Below are 21,248 nucleotides of genomic sequence, written 5' to 3' on the forward strand. Positions count from 1 at the left end.
CGATTTTCGCCCGACCGCCGTGATTTATATCAGGATCAGGATTCGCAGTCGCCCACGTTTTCAGTCGGACAGGTGCCGGCGTCGAATTCCTGCAGGCTCAGAGCCAGCACTTTGGACACGCCTTCGCTCAAAGGTTCTTCCAGGCTAACCAGCGCCGCAGCGGCGTCCAGCACCAGTTTTTTGTCTTCTGCGCTGCCGCCGACCAACTGGTCGAACTTCTTCCCGCCGGACTTCGCTTCCGCTTTGTCGACGATAGCGCGCATGCGGCTCTCGATCAGATTCATGTGCTCATCCATCTGCTGTTTGAGCACAGGGTTTTGATGCGCCACCAGATCCGCCAGACTGGGTCCGCTGACCACGCTGCCGTCAAGGCGGGTATAGCTGCCGCGGTAAGCGTCCACGACGCCCATCGCGTTGTTGTAGATAGCGATGTGAGTCAGATCGCTAAAGCAGTCGTGTTCGTCTTCAGTGCTGCCGAACAGGATGGCGACTTTCATACGCTCGCTGGCCAGTTCTCCGATAGCCAGATCGCCCATGGAGTCCAGAATGCGCTGCAGGCCGTCGCCGCGGGTCAGGAAGTCGTTACGCAGGGTGCCTTTTTGCGCGCCGGCGGCAGGCGTCCACTCCGCCTCCATGGCCTGTAAATCGTTAACCAGCAGGTCTGCTGCGGCTTTCAGGTACTGCGCGCGACGCTGGCAGATCTTGTAGTCGGATTTTTTGTCGCCGCTGGTGCAGGCGCCCTGGCTCGACTTGGTGAAGTAATCGCTGACGGGACGTGCGCCGGCGCCAGGTCCAGTACCGTTAAGATCCTGGCCCCACAGCAGGAATTCAATTGCATGCACGCCGCTGGTGACGTTGGCTTCCGCGCCGCCAATTTCATTCATGCCCGCGATTAGTTCCGGAGTGATGGTCGAGATGTCAACGCTCTGGCCGCCTACGGTGAAGACGCCAGTGCTGTTGATGATGTTCTTGGGTGAGTTGTATTCGCCTTCATAGGAGCCGGAAACGTAGTCGATCAGGGCTTCGTCCAGCGGCCATGCGTTAACCTGACCTTCCCATGCGTCGATGCTGGCGAGGCCGCCATCTGCGTCCAGGCCTTCCGTCACATGGCCGTTCTCTACGTCAAAACGCAGAACTTCACTTTGCTGATAAGGAACCCGCGCCTGTGCGTAGGCGGCTTTGGCTGCATCCAGATTGGCCTGGGTGGGGTTGGCCAGGAATACGTCGATGGACTTGTTTAACTGCGTCGCCGCCAGCAGAGAATCTTCATACATGGCGTGAGCCATGTTAGCGAAGTGATCGACAACTTGTTTCGGTTCAACAACTTGGCTGGTGCTGGAAGTCTGCTGCCCGGCGCAGGCGGACATAAACAGCGGAACAGCGAGAGCTGCGGCGAGTTTGCAAGGGCGCATCATGGGATCGGTTCCTATTAGTGAATAATACTAAGAATGTAAATGATAATAGTTACTATTATTTCATTATTCAATAACACCGAAAGATAGCGGCGTTAGATGTCCTGATGTCTATGGGAGCAGGTAAGCCAGAGGGGCCCCTGTAGCAGTAGGCTGAAGTGAACCTGAAACGGAAAATGCGCGTATAGTGACTGGTTCGCTGTCATTACTTGCAGAATGGGAGTCGTATGCTGATCAACCGTGAAGATATCGAAGCGATGCCGCACTTGTATCGGGTGGCCTTTATCAACTCCCTGTCCGGGTTCAAGAGCGCCAATCTTGTAGGCAGTGTGGATCGGGAGGGGCGCACCAACCTCTCTATCGTCAGTTCCTGTACGCATATCGGGGCGCATCCGCCATTGGTGGCCATGATCATTCGACCCCATTCGGTTGAACGGCATACGCTGGAAAATATCCTTGCAACAGGGCATTACACGCTGAATCAGGTGCATGAGGGTATTTACAGGCCCTCTCACCAGACTTCCGCCCGCTACCCCAAAGAGGTTTCGGAATTCACCGCCGTCGGACTGACTGAGGAATGGCGGGATGACTTTGTCGCGCCCTATGTGAAAGAAAGCAAAATTTCGTTGGGGATGGCGTTGCGGGAACACCACCATCTCAGCATTAATGGAACCGAACTGGTGATTGGCGAAATTCTGCAGGTGCAGTTGCCGTCAGAGTGTCTGATGCAGGATGGTTTTGTGGATATAGAAAAAGCCGAAACTGTGGCGTTGTCGGGTCTCGACAGCTATCACCGCAGCCAGCGTCTGGCCCGGTTGAGTTACGCCAAGCCGGACGCGCCTTTGCAAGACATAGAGTAACGCCGGAGCGCTGACGCTAGTCCGCAATCATGCGCAGCGCCCAGTCTGGCGTGGTCTCTCCCCACTGTACTGGACGGCCATGCTCCAGTTTGACGATAAACTGATAGGGCGCTTCCGCGCTGGTGTTATCGAAGAAATATGCGAAGTCGACGAAATTGATGGCGGCGCTGACGTTTTCCCGTAGCCTCGGCAGCCGGCGGCGTAAACGCTCTTCCGGCACGTCGTGGCCGCCAGCGCGCACGCGCTGGGAGACTCTGTTAACGTGCAGATCTTCCAGCTGCAGATGAATGTAAACCAGCGTGATTTCATAGCCATGGCGCTTGGCAGACAGCAACAGATCCACTTTGGAAGGGTGGGAAAATACGGTTTCCATGCAGAAGGAGCGTCGCTCGCGCAGGAGCTGTTCGCGTAGCGCTTGCGCTTCTTGCGCGGCCCTTAAGGTGACTTCGTCATCAATGGTCTGGGCGTAACCTTTGGCGATCTCGTCGGCGTTGACGAAAGGGATGTCCAGGTGTGCGAGTTTGTGCTTGTAAAAAGTGCTTTTGCCTGCGCCGTTGCCGCCGACGAGGACCCATAAAACCGGTTTACGTCTCACTCTCCGTCCTTATTGTTGTGTTTCCGTATGATGAATGACTTTCGGGTCAGTCAGGGCTCATAACGCTTGATTGATTCGCCGTCCTCGCTGCCGTAATAACTGTCATCGCGGTTTTTCAGTTCGTCCGTCACCGAGCTGAAGTCGTCGTCGATAAACTGGTCGAACAGCGTGCGGGACGCCATCAGTCGCTCGTCGTTGTTCAGGTTGTCTACCGGCATCTCGCCGGACAGGAAGCTTCGGATGCGCTCGTAAGATAAAACGCCGGAACGCTCCACCATCTGGCCAATTTTGGCCCAATGTTCAATCTGGCCCTGGACGGAGCGGTGCGCGCCTTTGGCTTCACGCCTGGCGCTGTCAATGAGAAGGTCGTCGATTCGGACGGACTGGGGCATGGCGGGCTCCAACAACTTGAGTGTCGATAATGAACAAATTATAGACGTAATCGCAAAATGCGATCAAGCTGTGATTAGCGCGTCGCCATACTTTGACGCCCATCAGCCTCCTGCTTTTTTGGCGGTAAACCCTTTCTTTTTCAGCTCTTCCACGATCAGGTCGCGATGATCGCCTTGAATTTCAATTACTCCGTCTTTGACCGTGCCGCCAACGCCGCATTTCTGTTTCAGATGCTTGGCGAGATTCTTTAATTCTTCGCCCGCCAGCAGCACGCCTTTCACAACGGTGACGCCTTTGCCTTTTCTACCTGCGGTTTCGCGGCTGACCCGCACCACGCCATCACCCTGGGGGACGGCGGTTTGACCGCAAACGCAGGCGTCCACGGGTTTGCCGCAATCCGGACACATCCGGCCAAACTCTGTGGAGTAAACCAGTCCGGAGTTTTTTGCGCTTTTCTTCGACATAGGTAATTCGTGCCTGTTCAAAATCATATATTCAGCGAGAGGGATCAGCGTTGCGCATCTTCCCTCAGGAAGTCGGCGATATAACGGTCCGCCCAGCTTTCCATTTTGAAATTTTCGATAAATCCGCAGTGGCCGCCGTAGGGAGACCGCACTATTTTCAGTAGCGGGTTGCCGTTGAGGTGGTCCAGGTCCCGCGCGGGGATCACTGGATCGTCTTCGGCCAGCACCAGACGGGTTTCCACCTGAATCTCGCGCATACGCTCGCCGGTGACGGCGTAGCCTTTGAAGTATACTTCGGAGTTGGCGTAGGGCGTATGGGCGCCGACAAAGTAGTCGCTCATTTCCGTCAGACTTTTACGATCATAGAAGGCGTCGTAGTCGATCAACCCGGGATGGTTGTCCGCTTTTTTGCGCAACGAACGTAACCATTTCTTGCGGAAATAACTGCGATAGATCGGCAGACCATGCTCCAGAGCCCATAAGGTGTGCATCGGCTCCAGAACGGGGGAGATCGCCGCCACTTTGCTCAGTTTAAGCCCAAACTCCTGAACTTTCGTCGCCACTCTTAGAGCGAAATTGCCCCCCAGAGAAAAACCGGCCAGATACCACTGTTCCGGCTCCAATTGCGTCTGCATTTTATTGAGAGCTTCACAGACTTCGTCCAGGCGGTTGGCGTGGAACAGCTCTTCAGTCAAATGATGGGTGGGACCGTGATCGCGCAGATGCAGACGGAAGATATCGTAACCGGCGTTATACAGGTGCGCTGCGAGGGAGAGTATATACAGCGAATCGGCGCAGCCTTCCCAGCCATGAATCAAGACGGCCAGCTTGCGCGGCTTGTCTTCCCGACAACTGAGCAGGCCATGAATTTTGCCTCCTTCAGCGCAGTCAAAGATGTAAGGCTGGGCGCGATCCAATACCTCCTGAGCGCGTTTCGCCATCATGGGACGTCGCAGTTTCACCGACGCGAACAGCGACTGAACGTGCCGGTTGCGCAGGCCGAACTGGGGTTTCCATTCGGCGGTTTCTTCACTATGGCGGTCGTCTGTGGCGTCGTTCATGGCGGCGATACCCTGCTGCAGAGTGGTCTTGAGAGCGTCCAGTATAAATCCTGTGAACGCTCCCGTCTCTGAGACTTGCGCAGGGGTAGGTTCAGGACGACTGTAGTTCTTCTTTCACCCACTGGCCGATCTTACGCACCGCCAGCTCCCGCTCCGGCGACCAGCCCTGGGCGTAATTCAGGCGGAAGCAGTGGCGGTACTGGCCCGAAATAGAGAACAGTTCGCCGGGCGCCAGCATGACGCCTTCCGCATGGGCGCGGTGATACAGTTGCGTGGTGTCGATCTTGCGCGGCAGTTCGAACCAGGCCACCAGTCCGCCCTGGGGACGGGAGATGCGGGTGCCCTCGGGAAAGTGTTCGTTGACCAGGTCCAACAGCCGCGCGAAGCGTTGCCGATAGCACTCCCGCGCCTGTCTCAGGTGGCGGTCATACATGCCTTGGGAGAGCACCTCCGCCATCACCATCTGCGGCAAGGTCGGCAGTGCGATGCTGTTGATGAATTTGCGATGACTGACCGCTTCGAAATAGCGGCCCGGCATCACCCAGCCGAGACGCAACTGCGGGTCGATGGTCTTCGATAGCGAAGAACACAGCAGCACCCGCCCGTCCGGGTCAAAGGCTTTGACCGCCTTGGGCCGGTGATCGCCAAAATAGAGGTCGCCATAGACATCGTCCTCGATCAGCGGAATATCGTAACGGCCTAGAATTTTCACCAGCTCCGCTTTGCGCTCATCGGGCATCAGCGAACCAATGGGGTTGGAGAAGGTGGCGACGGTCAGCACGACTTTGATCGGCCATTTCTCCAGCGCCAGTTGCAGCGCCTCCAGGCTCAGGCCGGTTTGCGGGTGAGCGGGAATCTCCAGCGCCTTGAGGCCGAAGGTCTCGATCATCTGCAGCAGACCGTAATAGCAGGGGGATTCCACCGCCACGATATCGCCGGGTTGGGTCAGCACGCGCAGGCATAACGCCATGGCGTTCTGGCAGCCGGCGCTGGTGATGATGCATTCCGGGGAGATAAAAACTCCTGCGTCCACGGCGCGGCGGGCGATCTGATGACGAAACTCACGCACGCCTTCCGGCGAGTCGTAGCCAATGCCCAGAAACGTCTTGCTGCGCGCCATCTGCGCGAAGGTGCGCTGTACTTGCTTGAGAATAGGGAAGTCCAGGGCGGGAATCGCCGCGCTCATGCTCACCCCTTTGCGGGCGGCGGCGTCGCGCTGTACTTCCATGACCAACTGTGAGGTATTCGCCGGGCGGGGTTTGGGCGTGTGGCGAGTCTGGGTCGGGGTGGCGAGCCGGTCCTCCTTGCGTTTGCGCACGTAGTAGCCGGACTTGGGACGCGCCTCTATCCAGCCGCGATCCTCCAGAACGCCGTACGCGGTGTTGACGGTGGAGATGCTGACTTGTTGTTTCTTCGCCATTTGACGTACGGAAGGGAGTTTGTCGCCGACGCGGAACACGCCTTCGCGAATCTGATCCGCCAACTGGTCGGCCAGACGCGCATAAAGATTCATTTCCATAAGCAGTACAGATTTAGCCGGTTAACACCATAACAGAAGGGTAATTAGGAAATCTGTTATGGTCAACATGTTTGGTTTTTGAATCTGTAACGGCTCAAAAAAGGGCGATAAAGTATGCATCCTAGATTGGTGGCGAAAATTAAGGCGCGACCAGGAGTACAGATTTGTCCGGATCGCGTCCGAGCAGAGGAGATGAAGCATGGCCGTAGCACATTTTGGAAAATTCGGTCGGAATGCGACGCCTTCCGACAGTCATGGCGCACATGACGCCGCAAGACACGGTTTGAGAGATTTGATTGGCAAATGGCGCCGCAATATAGATACCCGGCACCAACTGTCATTGATGTCAGACAGTATGCTGGATGACATCGGTCTGACCCGCGAAGCGGCGGAAGCAGAAGCCAGGAAGCCCTTCTGGCGCGACTAAGGTCGCACTGAGGCGAGATCGTTAAGCATTTTTGTCTTCCCATACGAGTTTACCCTCGTATTTTTCGCCTCCGGACGCCACGTCCGGAGGCTTTTTTAACCCTTACAGTTTGCAAATCCCTACGCGCTTCGGGTTTCTATTAACTCGCGCATCCCGGTAGTTGCAGTTATTCCGCTTCGGCGGGGAGTCGTCATCATGGAATTATTTTTCGCCGTACTGTTGTTTGCTGTTTCCACCACTGTCACCCCCGGACCGAATAACATCATGGTGATGGCCTCCGGCGTCAACTTCGGCGTGCGCCGCACCCTGCCGCACTTTCTCGGTATTTGTCTGGGCTTTCCCTCCATGGTCGCCGCAGTGGGGCTGGGTCTGGGAACCGTATTCGCCCAGGCGCCGGCCCTGCATATCATCGTTAAAGCAGTAGGCGTGACTTATATGTTGTATCTGGCCTGGAAAATCGCCACGACGGATACGTCCATCCGCGCGGATAAAGACGTCAAGCCCATGACGTTCTGGCAGGCGGCGGTGTTTCAATGGGTGAATCCCAAAGCCTGGATCATGGCGATTGGCGCGGTGGCGGCTTTTACTACGGTCAGTGGCGATATGAGCGCGCAGGTGGCGGTGATCGCCTTGGCGTTTCTCTCCGTCAGCTTTCCCTGTGTCGGAGTGTGGATGTTGTGCGGCGCCATTCTGCAAAAAGTGCTGACTCAACCCAAACAACAGCGCGTGTTTAACCTGACTATGTCGTTTCTCCTGGTAGCCTCCATTATGCCGATGATCGCCGCCAACCTCAGCGACGTTCCGGTTTGACTCAGCGCGGCCACTGCGTCGCGCAACGTTTTTATCCTCAACCCCCATTTCTCCTGACAGTATGCTGTCAGGAGCTCTTTTTTATGCTGTCTCCGTGTTCTTAACATCACTTCCATCAAGGAGACTAAGCATGAGCCAGATCGTAGAACTTGTAACGTTTAAACTACTGCCTGACGCGGACAAAGGCGCATTCGCCGCAGCCAGCGAGGGCGTCAACGCTTTCGTCAGAGACCGTGACGGCTTCCTGTATCGCAGCCTGTGCGAGAACCCTCAGGAAAACAGCTGGACTGACATTGTGTACTGGCAGGACATGGATGCGGCTAAACAGGCAGGGGAAATGTTCATGACCTCCGAGCTGACCCGCGGCTTTATGAGCTATATTGATCCGACTTCCGTTACAATGCGGCATCTGCAGGTGGCGAACGATTCCGGTTGTTCAGCGACCGCCTGAGAACCGAAATCTCCCATGTCGTGAGGAATCCTTTCCCGGATGCGCAGAGCTGATCGTCTTTTCCAAATCGTGACCATTCTGCGCAGCCGGCGTGGGGCCACCACCGCCAGGATTATCGCGGAGCAGTTAGAAGTGTCGGAGCGCACTGTCTATCGCGATATCCAGGCGCTGATGGTGTCCGGCGTGCCCATCGAGAGCGAAGCCGGCGTGGGATATCGGTTGATGAGGGGCTTCACCTTGCCGCCGCTCAACTTTCAAGAAGATGAACTGGAAGCGCTGTTGCTGGGCATGCGTATGGTGCAGGCCTGGAGCGACCGCGCCATGGGCCGCGCCGCCACTCACGCCTTGCAGAAGATTCTGGCGGAGCTTCCCTCGCACCTGAAACGCATGGGCGAGCAGACCCAGATATATTCTCCGCAATTTTTTGTCGACGCCAAAACCGCCCAGTTTGGCGAGGAGCTGCGCGCTGCAATCAGACAAAAAACCTTGATCTGGGTGCGCTACAAACGGGTCGATGGGGTTGAAAGCGAACGCTGGCTGGAGCCGTTAGGCATGTTTTTCTGGGGACGCACCTGGACCCTGGTCGCCTGGTGTCGTCTCAGGAAGGAATATCGCGAGTTTCGGCTGGACCGTCTGCTGGAGCTCAGGGCCGCGCAAGAGACTTTCGAGACCCAAAAAGACAAATGTTTAGATCACTACCTGGATCGTGTAACCTCGCTGTATAACGAATACTTTCAGGAACATTCCAGAACAGACCAGCCCAATCCCAATGAGTGACGCCCCTTCCTCAGGCGTAATCGGCGATTTTCCCGGCAAACGCTGGTTGAAGATAGCGCTGCGTACGCTGCATATTCTCAGCGTCGCCGGCGTGTGCGGCGGCATCTGGTTCGGCCACGGGCAGGAAGAATGGCGCGGCTTCTGGATGTTCGCCCTGGCCAGCGGCCTAGCGATGCTGCTCCTCGATTTGCTCTCCAACTGGTTATGGCTGGTGCAGGTTCGCGGCGCGGTGATTCTCTCCAAGTTCGTTCTGTTCTCTATGCTGGGCGTGTATCCCTCTGCAGATCGCTGGCTGCTGACCGCGATCATCGTGGCTTCCGTGGTAATTTCCCATGCCCCGGGTTCAATTAGATACTATTCTTTATTACATCGGCGCGTGATGCGTTCACTCTCGGATATGAAAGGATGACAGATGTATTGTCATGATGAAGAACCGTCGCCTTTACTGGTCAGTTGGCAAGATGCGTTTCGTGATGCGCCGGTAGCGCCGGTGCTTGATCTTGCCTGTGGACATGGCCGTAATGGGTTGTGGCTGGCGCGCCGGGGGCGGGACGTGGTCTTCGCCGACCGGGACGCCGAAGCCCTTGACGGCATCGCCGAGGTGTTGTCGCAGGAAGGGCTGCCGGGACGTATCTGGTGCATCGACCTGGAGACGCGCCTGCCGGACCTGGACGACGATAGTTTTTCCGCGATTCTGGTGTTCCGCTACCTGCATCGTCCGCTATTTCCCCTGTTGAGACGCGCCCTGGCCCCTGGCGGCTATCTCTTCTATGAAACTTTCACATGGGAGCAGCCGCAGTACGGCCGTCCCTCTAATCCTGACTTTCTATTGCAGCCCGGCGAATTGCGACGGGAGTTCGGCGCCTGGGATGAAGTGCATTATTTCGAGGGGGTAGACCCTGAGAAACCCCGGGCGATTTCTCAATGGGTCGGGCAAAAGCCCCGCCTCGCCATAGCGGAACTACCGCCATTGCCAGCTTGAGCGCGGAATCGTCATTACCTGAGCGGAATTCTTGTTGGCGTGCCAATTCAGAGCGGCGGCGCCATCGGACTCGATATAGTCAATCAGATCCGTATAGGCCAGTCCCATGTCGGTGCGCTCCGTTGGGGGCGACCAAGTGTCCGGTAGGATCAGGCCGAAGGGGTAGCCCTGATCGTTCACGAAATCCATGCCGGCGTAGACGGTCTGGAAGTTAGGGCGCACATAAAGATAGGGGCGGAATGCGTCAGGAGAGAATGCCTCCATGGGCGTATCCAGTGCAATCGTAAAGGTGAAGCCTGGCCCTTGAATGACGGGGTGCGCCGGTTCGGTGTTGATAAATTGCGCGCCAGCGACCGGGCTCCATAAACTTTTTATTGCCGTGAACAACGGCAAGTCAGTCTGGCCGGACACCGTCGTTGCAAGGCTCTCTTCCTCTATGGCTAAGCCGGTCTCAGGAGATAGCACCTGTGTCGTGGCGCCGCCGCTGATAGCCCCTAAATTGAAAGACAGCCCCCAATCCAGGTCATACTCCGCGCCTTTGGCGATCAGAAAACCTTCGCCAAATATCTGCACCGCTTTACCGTATTTGTTGAAACCGGCATTGACGCGATAAGCGACCACCAAATCATTGAAGTCATAGTCGCCCCGTTCCGGATAACAATCCTCAAAGGCAACGATGTAGTACTGGTTGGCGCTGGGAAAGTACTGCGCGCTCGCCATCGTCAGGTCAGAATCGCCGGGCCTGATCACCAATGGCGCCTCCAGCCACCCGGCCTGCAATTGATCCAAAAACGCAGCGTCTTCGGCGGAGATGATGGCGATGTCTTCATAGCCATTGGAGTAGTCGTAGAATGCCTCCGGGTCGCCCAGTTGCACTTGCGTATCCATGAATTGGATATTGAGTGTGATCGTGGCTGCTCCGGTCAGATCAATATCGACCGGGACATAGACGGTGGCGTCGAAGTCCGAACCATAGATATCGCTGTCCGAATTGGGGGTAATGCGGCTGGAGCCGGTGTCGCCAATCAGGGTGTAGCGCAACTGGCGCTGTTGCTCGCCTTTGGGCGCCAGCATGCTTTGGCTTTGGCTCCAGAAGTCAGTGAAGACATAGGTGACGCCTGCAGACTCCACGATCAACTCCAGATTTTCGATGGCGACGCCCTGTGAGGACGCTTTTTCCGTGCCGTTAGCGGCTTCATTGACATCGATGGCGAAGACCAGGCGGCCGCCATTGTCCAGGCGGAACGCCTCCAGCTCGGCGCCTGTCAGATCTGGCTGGCTGCCGGCGATGTCCATGACATTAATATTGCCTATTCCTCGTGACTCAATCACATCATTCAGGCGTTTGGAGACGGTGGCTGCTGAGACCGACGCGTGGATCGCCAACAGCGACAGGCATAAAACAAGGCGGTTGTAACCTCTCATAGCGTAATATCTCCTGTCACAGTGGCAACGGCTCCGCTGACGCCAAAGAGGTCGTAATGAAGCTGACTTTGGCCTTGTAGCAGACTGACTTCCAAGCGGTATTCGTAGAGCAGCCCGTTCTGGACCGGGATAATTTCTCCCAGAAAAAGCGGCGCGTTGGGATTATCGTAGAGTTTCAGAAACAGGCGGGACTCGACGAGCAGCGAGTCGGGAATGGTGACGACCGCCAGTTTGTTAACGTAGGCGTCCAGTGAAGTCCCGCTGTCGTTGATAATGGCTGAGAGGGTAGAGGTTGCGCTGGAATCTGTCGTCTGCGGGGCAGGGGCGCTGTCGGTCGTAGACGAACCGCTGGCGCCGCCGCCACCGCCGCATCCCTGCATAAACAAGGATGAGATCGTCAGCGTTAAAGTAAGCGCTGTAAGTCGGGCATGAGTCATAAAGGGTTGCTCCATTAAAGCTTTACCAATAATGGGCAAGACTCAGGCCACTAATAAGCCTCTTCTAAAACAGATACTTATGATGTCGCGCCAGACGCGTCGCGCATTGCGCTAAGCACTTTGAAAAGCATATGTGCAAGCTGCAATCAGACGCTGCGCAACAATACGGAGCCGTCCACCCGGCTCCAGAATCCGGCTTTATCCGGGTGCGCGCGACGCAGCTCCGCCAGAAACGCGCCGTGGTCAGGCGCAGTTTTATAGTCAGGCGCCGCGACGTCCAGCTCCGCCAGCTCTTTCATGTAATCGGCGGCGTAAGCGTAAGCCTTGGCGTAACTGCGATTGAGAATATCCTCCAGCAGGGCGCGATAACAAAGAATGGCCCCTAAACCAATGCGATGCTCTTTGAATCGCTCCGCCAACGCCAGCAGGTCGCCATGATAGTACTGCTGTAGCGCTGCGCCTTGTTGCTGCAACAACGCCAGCGCCCTTTGCGGCTGTTGCAGCTCCAGCAGCAAGCTGGCCGCCAAGGCGCCGTCGCCGGCTTGCTCCGCGCTTTGGATGGCGTCGTCGATGATGTCTTCGCGCTCCTCGCGCGGAGCCAGTTGCAGCAGCGCCTGCAGGTGCTCCGGCGTGGGCTCCAGATTGAACAGGCGTTGCAAAGCCTCGCGTTTGCTGGCGCGATCGCCGAGCTGTTCATAAGCCAGCAGGCGCATTTTCAGCAGATCTGGATTCTCTGCTTCGGGCGCATCCAGACAGGCCAACGCTTTGTCCGGCTCGGACGCTTTCAGATAATTTTCCGCCAGTTCGATCTTCAAAAAATCGCTCAGTTCGGGATAGGCCAGCTTTACCGCCTGGGCGTACAGATCCGGGTCGTTCATCGCCTGGGCTGTTCCCTGTAATCCGGCCAAGGCTTCGCGAAAGTAATCGTCCTGGGGCGCCAGTCCTTTTTTCACCGCCTGACGTAGCTGACGTTCATAACGCCAGGCCAACTGACTCAATTCGCTGTCCGTAAAACAGGCTTTATCTGAGGCCAATAAGCCAAGCAGGAGATTACAGGCGTCCTTATTGCGCCATTCGGCGAAACGGCTTAACCAATAGCCTTCGGGAAAGCGCTGACGCCGCCGCGCTGACGCAATGGCTCTGGCCATCATGGCGACCGCCTCTCGATAAACATCGCTGATGGCTCCGGCGGAGTCGTCGCTGCGCACGAAGACTTTTTCGTGAGTGGTGATGAACTCCGCCAATATGTCGCAGGCCTGTAACGGATATTCCTCCATCAGGCTCGCATCGATATCCTGCAACAATTGCTGTAACTGCGCCGCATAACCAAAGGTTTCGCCATAGCGGATAAACTGCCGACTTTGCCCAATCGCCTGGATACGCTCGCTCAGGTTGGCGGACAAGGCGGCGGGAGAACGCCGGAGCAGGAACAAATCAATAAAGGCGTCCACCTCTTCATGTCTGCCGTGCAACTCCAGCAATAATTGAGTCAGCTCGCTTTTGCTCAGCTTTTTGAGGCGGCGCTGAAGATCGCGGGAGTTATTAAGATCCTGGGAGTCGGAAGACATGAGACACCTTTGCTTGCAGGACCCCTGACGAGTTACGTCACAGGCGTCCGATTAGTGGCGATGACGGTCAGCGTGTAAACTGCCTTATGTTATTAATTTTAGACAAAGTGCAGAGGGATGGACATGACGAAAGAGTCAGGTTTGCAAAATGCGCCGTCGCTGACCGCCGATGAGGTGCTGCGATTCTGGTTTGAAGAATTGAGCCCCGCGGACTGGTTTCGCAAAAGCGACGCGCTGGATCGACGCATCGCCGAACGCTTCAGCGCTTTACTTACCGCAGCGAGATCAGGTGAGCTGGCGCACTGGCGCGACGAGCCTCGCGGTCGTCTGGCGGAGGTGATCGTACTGGACCAGTTTTCCCGCAATATCTATCGCGATCAGGCTGAATCCTTCGCGGCGGACAATATGGCGCTGGCGTTGGCTCAGGAAGCCGTGCGGGCGGGAGCGGACGGGGAACTGCGGCAAGAAGAGAAGAGTTTTCTGTACATGCCCTACATGCATAGCGAGTCCGCTGTGGTCCATGAACAGGCTGTGCGCTTGTTCAGTCAGCCCGGACTGGAGAACAACCTGGATTTTGAGTACAAGCACTTGGCGATTATCAAACGTTTTGGGCGTTATCCCCATCGCAACGGGATTTTGGGGCGTGAATCCACGCCGGAAGAGCTGGCGTTTTTAAAGGAGCCTGGGTCAGGCTTCTAAGCCGCCTGCGCCGTTTGCTCAGGGCAAACGGCCAAAGAACGCTTCGTAGGGCGGTAGATAAATCCGATTGTCCCGTAGCTCGCCGGCGAAGCCATGACCGTTTAGAACTTCTGGAGGTTGCGGCAGGTTAAGCTCAATCTCCGCCGGTTCATAGGATACATTGAAGGCGGCCAGCAACCGCCCTCCTTTATGTTTGCGCAGCAACAGCAATACCGACGCGTCTGCGTGAATGATCGACATGGAGCCCAAAAGAATCTCCGGCTGCTCTTCTCGCCACTGAATGAATCGCTGAACCCGACGCAAGACGGATTCAGGGTCTTTTTGCTGCAGATTAATGGCGTGGGACAAGTGCCGCGGATCGATGGGCAGCCAGGGCTTATGGGTGGAGAAACCCGCGTGGGGCAGGTTGTCGTCCCAGGGCAACGGCGTACGACAACCGTCGCGTCCCATGTACTGCGGCCAGGACAGCTTGCCGTAAGGGTCGCACAGGTTATCGAAAGGAATGTAGGCTTCCTCCAGACCCAGTTCATCCCCTTGAAACAGGACCGGCGTTCCCCTCAGGGACAGATGCAGAGCCAGCACAATGGCGGCCAGACGGGGCGCGTCATGGTCGCCTTCCCAGCGTGACACCAGCCGGGCGACGTCATGGTTGTTCAGCATCCAATAGGGCCAGACCTGATCGCAGTTCTCCTCGAAGGTTCGCACGACGTCCACCAGACCGGGCAGGTTGCAGACGCTGGGCAGAGCCTCGTAAATATTCGCCATCTGCAAGCCTTCCTGCGAGCCGCTGTAAATGTTCAGCATTTCAAAGGTGGCGCTGCTGGTGACGCTGCCCAGCAAAGCGGCTTCATAACGATCACACAGGCGGCGGATGCGGGCCAGCGTCGGCAGGGTTTCGGGGCGGTTCTGGTTATAGATCTGCAATTGATATTCGAACGGGTTGATCAGCGCTTCTTCAGGAATCGCCGCCATATTGCGCCGCGCCGGGTTATTGCGCAGCTTTTTATCATGGGTATACAGGTTCGGGCAGTCCAGACGGAAACCGGCGACGCCGCGCTCCAGCCAGAATTGCAGAATATTGAGCACTTCGGCGATGACTTCGCTGTTATGGAAGTTGAGGTCCGCCTGCCGGCTGGTGGCGTTATGCAGGTAGTACTGTCCGCGCGTGGAGCTCCATGACCAGGCGGGGTGACCAAAGGTCGTCTGCCAGTTGTTGGGAACCGTACCGTCCGCCTGGGCGTCCGCCCATACATACCAGTCCGCTTTCGGATTATTGCGATCCTGTTTGCTTTCCAGGAACCAGGGATGCTGCACGGAAGTATGGCTGATGACGATGTCGAGCAACACGCGCAGACCGCGTTTATTCGCTTCGCGGATCAGCGCATCGAAATCGTCTAGATCGCCGAAAGCGGGATCAAGGCTGTAGTAGTCGCTGACATCAAAGCCGAAGTCGCTCATGGGCGAGGTAAACACTGGCGTCAGCGCGATGGCGGCGACGCCCAGTTCGACGAAATAGTCCAGTTTTGCGGTCAGGCCTTTGATATCGCCGACGCCATCATTATTGGCGTCGAAAAAGCTGCGCACATTGACCTGATAAATAACGCCGTATTTCCACCAGTCATCCTGTGTGTCTGCAGGTCGTTGCGTCTGTGGCCGCTGATTGTTCCGCTTTCCCTGGAGTTGCGGATCGGATGATTTCATAAAGCGCTCGCGTTGCCGGATTCCTGGCGCCGAATCTTGCTGTTCGGATTATATGTCTGACGCCCGTAGCGCCCAGTGTACGTGCGCGACAGAGGCTTGTCCACGTAACCCGGAGTCGTGGAAATTTGGGCTATGTAAAAGTCGGCGCTTGTGTTGCAGAAAACTTTTTGTTAACTTCGATCCTCACAGGTGTTGATATACGCCTGCCGCCCACACAGGCAAAGTCGAGTACGACATTATCTACAAATCTATGAGTGTTATAGGTTTAGTGACTCATGAGACAAGATGTGAGTGGGCCGCGTCATTGCCGTTGTAGCGAGACATTGCTATGAATCATGCGACCTGCAGACACGTATCAGAAACCACGCTGAAGAATTTCAAGCGTGACGCCAAGAAAATCAAACGCAGCCAAGGAATCTCCCACGCCCAGGCGTTGGATCTTGTTGCTGTGGAACATGGATTCCGTTCCTGGTTTGATGTTCTAAACCGCGCCAAAGATCTCTCCTCAGCGCGTCAGCAGCCGCAGAAACTTCAAACAACGAATCGCGCCAGCGTAGTCGTAAATCCTTTCGGAAAGCACATTTCCCTGTTCGCAGAATCTTTCGCTCATGCGGTGCCATACAGTTGGCGCATCGCACGACGCAGTATTGGCTCCGGCGTCGCCGGCCATGAGGGGCGTCGCGAGGGTTCAATCCATTCCGTAGTCGTATCTCCCAGCGCCTGGTCTTTGATCTGACGAGGGTTTGATGCCGGCGGCGTCCTCACGGTCGCTCCGCATACGGTGTATCTTTATTTTCATTCTCGCAATCCACGTAATGTGCTCCATATAACAATAACTCGGAGGAATCCATGATGAAAAAAACCATAATTAACGCTATTGGTACGGGTGTATTTCTGTCCGCCGCTTTCAGCCTGCAAGCGCATGCGGAAACGCTGACCATTTCCTGCGGCGCTGTCGGCGCGGAACTGGAATTGTGTAAAGAGGGCGTCAAGGCCTGGGCGGAGAAAACCGGCAATGAGGTGAAAGTGGTGTCCACTCCCAACTCCTCATCCGAACGTCTGGCGCTGTACCAGCAATTGCTGGCCGCGGGCAGTCAGGATATCGACATTTTCCAGATCGACGTGGTGTGGCCGGGTATGCTGGGCCAATACTTCGTCGACCTCAAACCTTTCAGCAATGGCGCTGAGAAAGATCACTTCGAATCCATCGTCAACAACAACACTGTCGACGGCAAACTGGTGGCCATGCCCTGGTTCACGGACGCCGGCGTGCTGTATTACCGCAAAGACCTGCTGGAAAAATACAACCAGCAGCCCCCGGAAACCTGGGCGCAACTGGAAGCCTCCGCGAAAATGGTGCAGGACGGCGAGCGCAAGGCCGGCAATGACAAAATGTGGGGCTTCGTCTGGCAGGGGCGGGCTTATGAAGGGCTGACCTGTAATGCGACGGAGTGGGTGGCCAGCTTCAACGGCGGCACAGTGGTGGACGAGAAAGGCAAGATCACCATCAACAACCCGCAGGCCGCCAAGGCCCTGAACACCGCCGCCGGCTGGATTGGAACCATCAGTCCGCAGGGTGTGACCAACTACGCGGAAGAAGAATCCCGTGGCGTGTTTCAGTCCGGCAACGCCGTGTTTATGCGTAACTGGCCTTACGCCTGGTCGCTGGCGCAGGCGGAAGACAGCGCCATCAAAGGCAAAGTGGGCGTAGTGGCTCTGCCGAAAGGCGGTGAAGATGGTCGCCACAGCGCTACGTTGGGCGGCTGGCAACTGGCGGTGTCCAAGTACGCCAAAAACCCGAAATTGTCCGCGGATCTGGTCATGTATCTGACCAGCTATGAAGAGCAGAAGCGCCGCGCTATCAAAGCGTCCTATAACCCCACCATCAACGCCCTGTACAAAGACAAGGACGTGCTGGCGGCGACGCCTTTCTTCGGCAGTCTGTATGAAACTTTCGTCAGCGGCGTGCCGCGTCCCTCCAGTGTGACCAAGAGTAAGTACAACCAGGTCAGCACCGCTTTCTTCAACGCCGTGCACAGCGTTGTATCCGGCAAGGAAAAAGCCGAAGCCAGTCTGGCTCAGTTGGAAGGCCAACTGCGTCGATTCGCCCGTAACGGAAAATGGAAATGAAACTCTCTCAATCCGGCGCTGCATCTGCAGCGCCTCCCCGGCCTGAGGTAAGCGACAAGATGTCCCAGTCGTCCCGACAACGCCAGCGCGCCCGCAGCGCCTGGCTGTTCCTGGCCCCGATGATCTGTACGCTGCTGTTGGTCGCCGGTTGGCCGCTATTACGCACGATCTGGTTCAGTTTTACTGACGCCAGTCTGACAGATCTCAACGCAGCCGAGTTCATCGGCTGGGGGAACTATTTATACAAGGAAGATGGCGAGTGGTACGGCCTCCTGGCCGACGCCGTATGGTGGAAGTCAGTATGGAACACCTTGACGTTCACACTGATTTCCGTGTCGGTGGAACTGGTGCTGGGCATGATCGTGGCGCTGGCCCTGAACGTGAACTTTGCCGGTCGCGGTCTGGTGCGCGCAGCGGTGCTGATTCCCTGGGCGATTCCCACCATTGTCTCGGCCAAGATGTGGAGCTGGATGCTGCACGACCAGTTTGGGATTCTCAACGACATGCTGATGGGAATCGGTCTGATCTCAGCGCCGCTGGCCTGGACCGCGGATGCGGACCTGTCGATGGTGGCGGTGATCATGGTCGATGTCTGGAAGACCACGCCTTTCATGGCGCTATTGATGCTCGCCGCGCTGCAGATGCTGCCCAAGGATTGTTATGAAGCGGCGAAAGTGGATGGCATTCACCCGGTAAGGGTTTTCTTCAGAGTGACGCTGCCGCTGATTATGCCGGCCGTCCTGGTGGCGGTGGTGTTCAGGGCTTTGGACGCGCTGCGGATCTTCGATTTGATTTATGTGCTGACTTCCAACAGTGAAGACACCATGTCCATGTCCGTTTTCGCCCGCCAGCAACTGGTGGACTTCCAGGATGTGGGATACGGCTCCGCCGCCTCGACGGCGTTGTTCCTGGTGATAGCATTGCTGACGTTGGCCTATCTGTATCTGGGGCGCAAGTACATGCGTGTGGGGGACTGACATGAGCCAGACTGTCGATGCAAAACAGTTGCTGCGTAAAACCGCTTTTTACCTGCTGGTGGCGGTGATCGTGGTGTTTTCCGTGTTCCCCTTTTATTACGCAATTCTGACGTCATTCAAATCCGGCAGCGAATTGTTTGTGGTGGACTACTGGCCGACCTCGGTGCAATGGGGGAACTATATCTCCGTATTCAAAGGCACGGCTTTTGGGGAAAACATCCTCAACTCGGTGATGGTGTCCAGCGCGGTGGTGCTGGTGTCGCTGATGCTGGGTCTGACCGCCGCTTTCGCCCTGGCGCGGATCGATTTCCGCGGTCGCGGGCTGATGCTGATTGCGATTCTGTCGGTATCCATGTTCCCTCAAGTGGCGGTGCTGTCCGGCCTGTTCGAAGTAATTCGCGGCCTGGGTCTGTACAACAACCTGCTGGGCCTGGTGCTGGCGTACCTCATTTTCACGCTGCCGTTCACGGTGTGGGTGCTCACCACTTTCATGAAGCAGATGCCGAAGGAAGTGGAAGAAGCGGCGATTCTGGATGGCGCTTCCAACCTGACCATTATTTTCCGGGTATTCCTGCCGATGATGTGGCCCGCGCTGGTCACTACCGGACTGCTGGCGTTCATCGCCGCCTGGAACGAGTTTCTGTTCGCCCTGACGTTCACGCTCACCGACGCGCAGCGCACTGTGCCGGTGGCCGTCGCGCTGATCAGCGGCAGCAGCCAGCATGAGCTGCCCTGGGGCGTGATCATGGCCGCATCGGTCATCGTGACCGTGCCGCTTGTGGCGCTGGTATTGGTGTTTCAACGTCGCATTGTGTCCGGCCTCACCGCTGGCGCAGTCAAAGGTTAAACGGGCGCCGCGTGGCGACGCCTGCAGTTATAGATTGTTTTAGGAGTTTCTCTCATGTCGAAGGTTGAGCGGGATTGGTGGCGCGGCTGCACCATTTATCAGATTTATCCGCGTAGCTATCTGGATTCCAACCAGGACGGTATCGGCGATTTGCCGGGCATCGTCAGCAAACTGGATTACATCGCCGGTCTGGGGGTGGACGCGATCTGGTTGTCCCCATTCTTTACGTCGCCGATGAAAGACTTTGGCTATGACGTATCCGACTACCGCAGCGTCGACCCTATTTTCGGGGACCTGGACGACTTCAAGCGTTTGGTGGAAAAGTCTCATGCCCTGGGCATGAAGGTCATGATCGACCTGGTGATGAGCCACACCTCGGATCAGCACCTCTGGTTCCAGGAAAGTTCACAGGATCGCACCAATCCCAAAGCGGACTGGTACGTCTGGGCCGACCCCAAGCCGGACGGCACGCCGCCGAATAACTGGCTGGCCATGTTCGGCGGCTCCGCCTGGGCATGGTGCGCCAAGCGCCGTCAGTACTATATGCACAACTTCCTGAGCAGCCAGCCGGACCTCAACTACCACAATGCGGAAGTACAGGATCAGATGCTGGAGGAAGTCCGTTTCTGGCTGGATCTGGGCGTAGACGGCTTCCGACTGGACACCGTCAACTACTACTTCCACGACAAGCAGCTGCGCGACAACCCGCCACTGCCGAAAGACGCCAAGAAGACTCTTGGCGCGCCGGAACAGAACCCGTATTCGTTGCAGCTGCATGTCTACGACATCAGCCGCCCGGACAACATTGGCTTCCTCAAGCGTCTGCGTGAGTTGCTGGATCAGTACGAAGGCATCACTACGGTCGGCGAGATCGGCGCCGATGAGCCGCTGAAAATCATGGCGGACTACACCGCCGGCAGCGACAAGTTGCACATGGCGTACACCTTCGATCTGCTGAATGTGTTCCATGAGCCCACCTATATTCGTGAAGTGGTGGAGCGTCTGGAGAATCAGATTGGCGACGGCTGGGCCTGTTGGGCGTTGTCCAACCACGACGTAGTGCGTTGCGCCACGCGCTGGGCCAACGGCCGCGATCGCGCGCCTTTCGCCAAGCTGTTGCTGGGTCTGCTGCTGTCTCTGCGCGGTAGCGCCTGCATCTATCAAGGCGAAGAGTTGGGACTGCCGGAGGCGGATGTTCCCTATGAGCGCCTGCAGGACCCCTACGCCCTGCCGTTCTGGCCGGAATACAAAGGCCGCGACGGCTGCCGTACGCCGATGGTCTGGGAAAGCGACAAGCCCTACGGCGGTTTCTCCTCCATCGACCCATGGCTGCCGGTGTCCGAGGAGCATCTGGGGCTGGCGCCGGATGTACAGGAGAAAGATCCGGATTCCGTGCTCAACTTCTATCGCGGCTTTATTCACTGGCGCAAGCAGCAGTCCGCACTGAAGGCTGGCGCGATTCGCATGCTGGACGCGCCGGAAGGCGGCTTGCTGTTTGAACGCAGCGATGAAGAGCAGCGTATCGTCGTCGCCCTGAACATGACCGCGAAAACCATTCGCATTCCCTGTCGCATGGCCAATGTGGCGGCGATGAGCGGACACGGATACAGCGGCGTGCTGGAAGGCGAAGATATCGTATTGCCGCCGTATCAGGCGTTTTTCGGCGAGCTGAGATAGCTGAGACAAATAGCTGAAATACAAGGCGCGTGGACG

Annotated in this window: 23 protein-coding genes; 13 read left to right on the plus strand and 10 right to left on the minus strand. The window is 56.8% G+C overall.

The window, feature by feature from the left end; genetic code table 11:
* Window positions 1–35: 35 nt before the first annotated feature.
* Window positions 36–1,415 (minus strand): imelysin family protein, encoded by a 1,380-nt coding sequence (locus ACQYWX_RS00885; RefSeq protein WP_216735388.1) that lies wholly within the window; start codon window positions 1,413–1,415, stop codon window positions 36–38.
* A gap of 224 nt (window positions 1,416–1,639) precedes the next feature.
* On the opposite strand from ACQYWX_RS00885, the gene ACQYWX_RS00890 reads away from it, so the two are divergent.
* Window positions 1,640–2,272 (plus strand): flavin reductase family protein, encoded by a 633-nt coding sequence (locus ACQYWX_RS00890; protein WP_431687574.1) that lies wholly within the window; start codon window positions 1,640–1,642, stop codon window positions 2,270–2,272.
* Window positions 2,273–2,288: 16 nt separating this feature from the next.
* On the opposite strand, the gene ACQYWX_RS00895 is transcribed toward ACQYWX_RS00890, so the two are convergent.
* The 5 genes from ACQYWX_RS00895 to ACQYWX_RS00915 form a co-directional block, all read right to left on the minus strand.
* A complete protein-coding gene (locus ACQYWX_RS00895; RefSeq protein ID WP_127967926.1) occupies window positions 2,289–2,867 on the minus strand; it encodes an AAA family ATPase in 579 nt (192 codons plus the stop codon).
* 50 nt (window positions 2,868–2,917) lie between these two features.
* Complete coding sequence (locus tag ACQYWX_RS00900; RefSeq protein ID WP_431687575.1) at window positions 2,918–3,259, minus strand: ParD-like family protein; 342 nt, start codon at window positions 3,257–3,259, stop codon at window positions 2,918–2,920.
* A gap of 102 nt (window positions 3,260–3,361) precedes the next feature.
* Complete coding sequence (locus ACQYWX_RS00905; RefSeq protein ID WP_216735391.1) at window positions 3,362–3,724, minus strand: translation initiation factor Sui1; 363 nt, start codon at window positions 3,722–3,724, stop codon at window positions 3,362–3,364.
* A gap of 44 nt (window positions 3,725–3,768) precedes the next feature.
* On the minus strand, window positions 3,769–4,785 hold the full coding sequence (locus ACQYWX_RS00910; protein ID WP_216735392.1) for a YheT family hydrolase: 1,017 nt from the start codon (window positions 4,783–4,785) through the stop codon (window positions 3,769–3,771).
* Between the two features lie 91 nt (window positions 4,786–4,876).
* On the minus strand, window positions 4,877–6,304 hold the full coding sequence (locus ACQYWX_RS00915) for a PLP-dependent aminotransferase family protein (protein WP_127967930.1): 1,428 nt from the start codon (window positions 6,302–6,304) through the stop codon (window positions 4,877–4,879).
* Between the two features lie 199 nt (window positions 6,305–6,503).
* Here ACQYWX_RS00915 and ACQYWX_RS00920 point away from each other — a divergent pair, with 199 nt between their 5' ends.
* The 6 genes from ACQYWX_RS00920 to ACQYWX_RS00945 all read left to right on the plus strand — a co-directional run bounded on the left by ACQYWX_RS00920 (window position 6,504) and on the right by ACQYWX_RS00945 (window position 9,751).
* A complete protein-coding gene (locus ACQYWX_RS00920; protein WP_216735393.1) occupies window positions 6,504–6,731 on the plus strand; it encodes a DUF1127 domain-containing protein in 228 nt (75 codons plus the stop codon).
* A 195-nt stretch (window positions 6,732–6,926) separates the two neighbouring features.
* Complete coding sequence (locus ACQYWX_RS00925) at window positions 6,927–7,541, plus strand: LysE family translocator (RefSeq protein ID WP_216735394.1); 615 nt, start codon at window positions 6,927–6,929, stop codon at window positions 7,539–7,541.
* A gap of 130 nt (window positions 7,542–7,671) precedes the next feature.
* Complete coding sequence (locus ACQYWX_RS00930; protein WP_216735395.1) at window positions 7,672–7,992, plus strand: hypothetical protein; 321 nt, start codon at window positions 7,672–7,674, stop codon at window positions 7,990–7,992.
* Window positions 7,993–8,031: 39 nt separating this feature from the next.
* A complete protein-coding gene (locus ACQYWX_RS00935; protein WP_216735396.1) occupies window positions 8,032–8,769 on the plus strand; it encodes a helix-turn-helix transcriptional regulator in 738 nt (245 codons plus the stop codon).
* Window positions 8,762–9,178, plus strand: coding sequence for a hypothetical protein (locus tag ACQYWX_RS00940; protein WP_127967935.1), 417 nt, complete (start codon window positions 8,762–8,764; stop codon window positions 9,176–9,178). The genes ACQYWX_RS00935 and ACQYWX_RS00940 overlap by 8 nt, the downstream gene beginning before the upstream one ends.
* 3 nt (window positions 9,179–9,181) lie before the next feature.
* Window positions 9,182–9,751, plus strand: a complete 570-nt coding sequence (locus ACQYWX_RS00945) for a class I SAM-dependent methyltransferase (RefSeq protein WP_431687576.1) — start codon at window positions 9,182–9,184, stop codon at window positions 9,749–9,751.
* Here ACQYWX_RS00945 and ACQYWX_RS00950 read toward each other — a convergent pair.
* The 3 genes from ACQYWX_RS00950 to ACQYWX_RS00960 all read right to left on the minus strand — a co-directional run bounded on the left by ACQYWX_RS00950 (window position 9,731) and on the right by ACQYWX_RS00960 (window position 13,181).
* Window positions 9,731–11,176, minus strand: coding sequence for an LruC domain-containing protein (locus ACQYWX_RS00950; RefSeq protein WP_431687577.1), 1,446 nt, complete (start codon window positions 11,174–11,176; stop codon window positions 9,731–9,733). The two genes, ACQYWX_RS00945 and ACQYWX_RS00950, sit on opposite strands and share 21 nt — an antisense overlap.
* On the minus strand, window positions 11,173–11,613 hold the full coding sequence (locus ACQYWX_RS00955) for a hypothetical protein (protein ID WP_216735399.1): 441 nt from the start codon (window positions 11,611–11,613) through the stop codon (window positions 11,173–11,175). The genes ACQYWX_RS00950 and ACQYWX_RS00955 overlap by 4 nt, the downstream gene beginning before the upstream one ends.
* A 146-nt stretch (window positions 11,614–11,759) precedes the next feature.
* Window positions 11,760–13,181 (minus strand): DUF6880 family protein, encoded by a 1,422-nt coding sequence (locus tag ACQYWX_RS00960; protein ID WP_216735400.1) that lies wholly within the window; start codon window positions 13,179–13,181, stop codon window positions 11,760–11,762.
* Window positions 13,182–13,304: 123 nt separating this feature from the next.
* Here ACQYWX_RS00960 and ACQYWX_RS00965 point away from each other — a divergent pair, with 123 nt between their 5' ends.
* Window positions 13,305–13,880 carry a DUF924 family protein gene (locus ACQYWX_RS00965; RefSeq protein ID WP_216735401.1) on the plus strand — a complete coding sequence of 192 codons (576 nt, stop codon included), beginning with the start codon at window positions 13,305–13,307 and terminating at the stop codon, window positions 13,878–13,880.
* A gap of 18 nt (window positions 13,881–13,898) precedes the next feature.
* On the opposite strand, the gene ACQYWX_RS00970 is transcribed toward ACQYWX_RS00965, so the two are convergent.
* Complete coding sequence (locus ACQYWX_RS00970) at window positions 13,899–15,581, minus strand: alpha-glucosidase (RefSeq protein ID WP_431687578.1); 1,683 nt, start codon at window positions 15,579–15,581, stop codon at window positions 13,899–13,901.
* A 328-nt stretch (window positions 15,582–15,909) separates the two neighbouring features.
* Between ACQYWX_RS00970 and ACQYWX_RS00975 the strand changes: the two genes are divergently transcribed.
* From ACQYWX_RS00975 to ACQYWX_RS00995, 5 genes are all read left to right on the plus strand, one after another.
* Window positions 15,910–16,317, plus strand: coding sequence for a glyoxalase superfamily protein (locus tag ACQYWX_RS00975; protein WP_431687579.1), 408 nt, complete (start codon window positions 15,910–15,912; stop codon window positions 16,315–16,317).
* 116 nt (window positions 16,318–16,433) lie between these two features.
* Entirely contained in the window at window positions 16,434–17,711 is a 1,278-nt protein-coding gene (locus ACQYWX_RS00980) for an ABC transporter substrate-binding protein (RefSeq protein WP_216735404.1), read from the plus strand.
* A gap of 59 nt (window positions 17,712–17,770) precedes the next feature.
* Window positions 17,771–18,688 (plus strand): carbohydrate ABC transporter permease, encoded by a 918-nt coding sequence (locus tag ACQYWX_RS00985; protein WP_127974392.1) that lies wholly within the window; start codon window positions 17,771–17,773, stop codon window positions 18,686–18,688.
* 1 nt (window position 18,689) lies between these two features.
* Window positions 18,690–19,535, plus strand: a complete 846-nt coding sequence (locus ACQYWX_RS00990) for a carbohydrate ABC transporter permease (RefSeq protein ID WP_216735405.1) — start codon at window positions 18,690–18,692, stop codon at window positions 19,533–19,535.
* A 54-nt stretch (window positions 19,536–19,589) separates the two neighbouring features.
* Window positions 19,590–21,212 (plus strand): alpha-glucosidase, encoded by a 1,623-nt coding sequence (locus ACQYWX_RS00995; RefSeq protein ID WP_431687580.1) that lies wholly within the window; start codon window positions 19,590–19,592, stop codon window positions 21,210–21,212.
* Window positions 21,213–21,248: the final 36 nt, after the last annotated feature.

This window comes from Hahella sp. NBU794 (genome assembly GCF_050749805.1).
In the GTDB taxonomy this organism is placed as follows: Bacteria; Pseudomonadota; Gammaproteobacteria; order Pseudomonadales; family Oleiphilaceae; genus Hahella.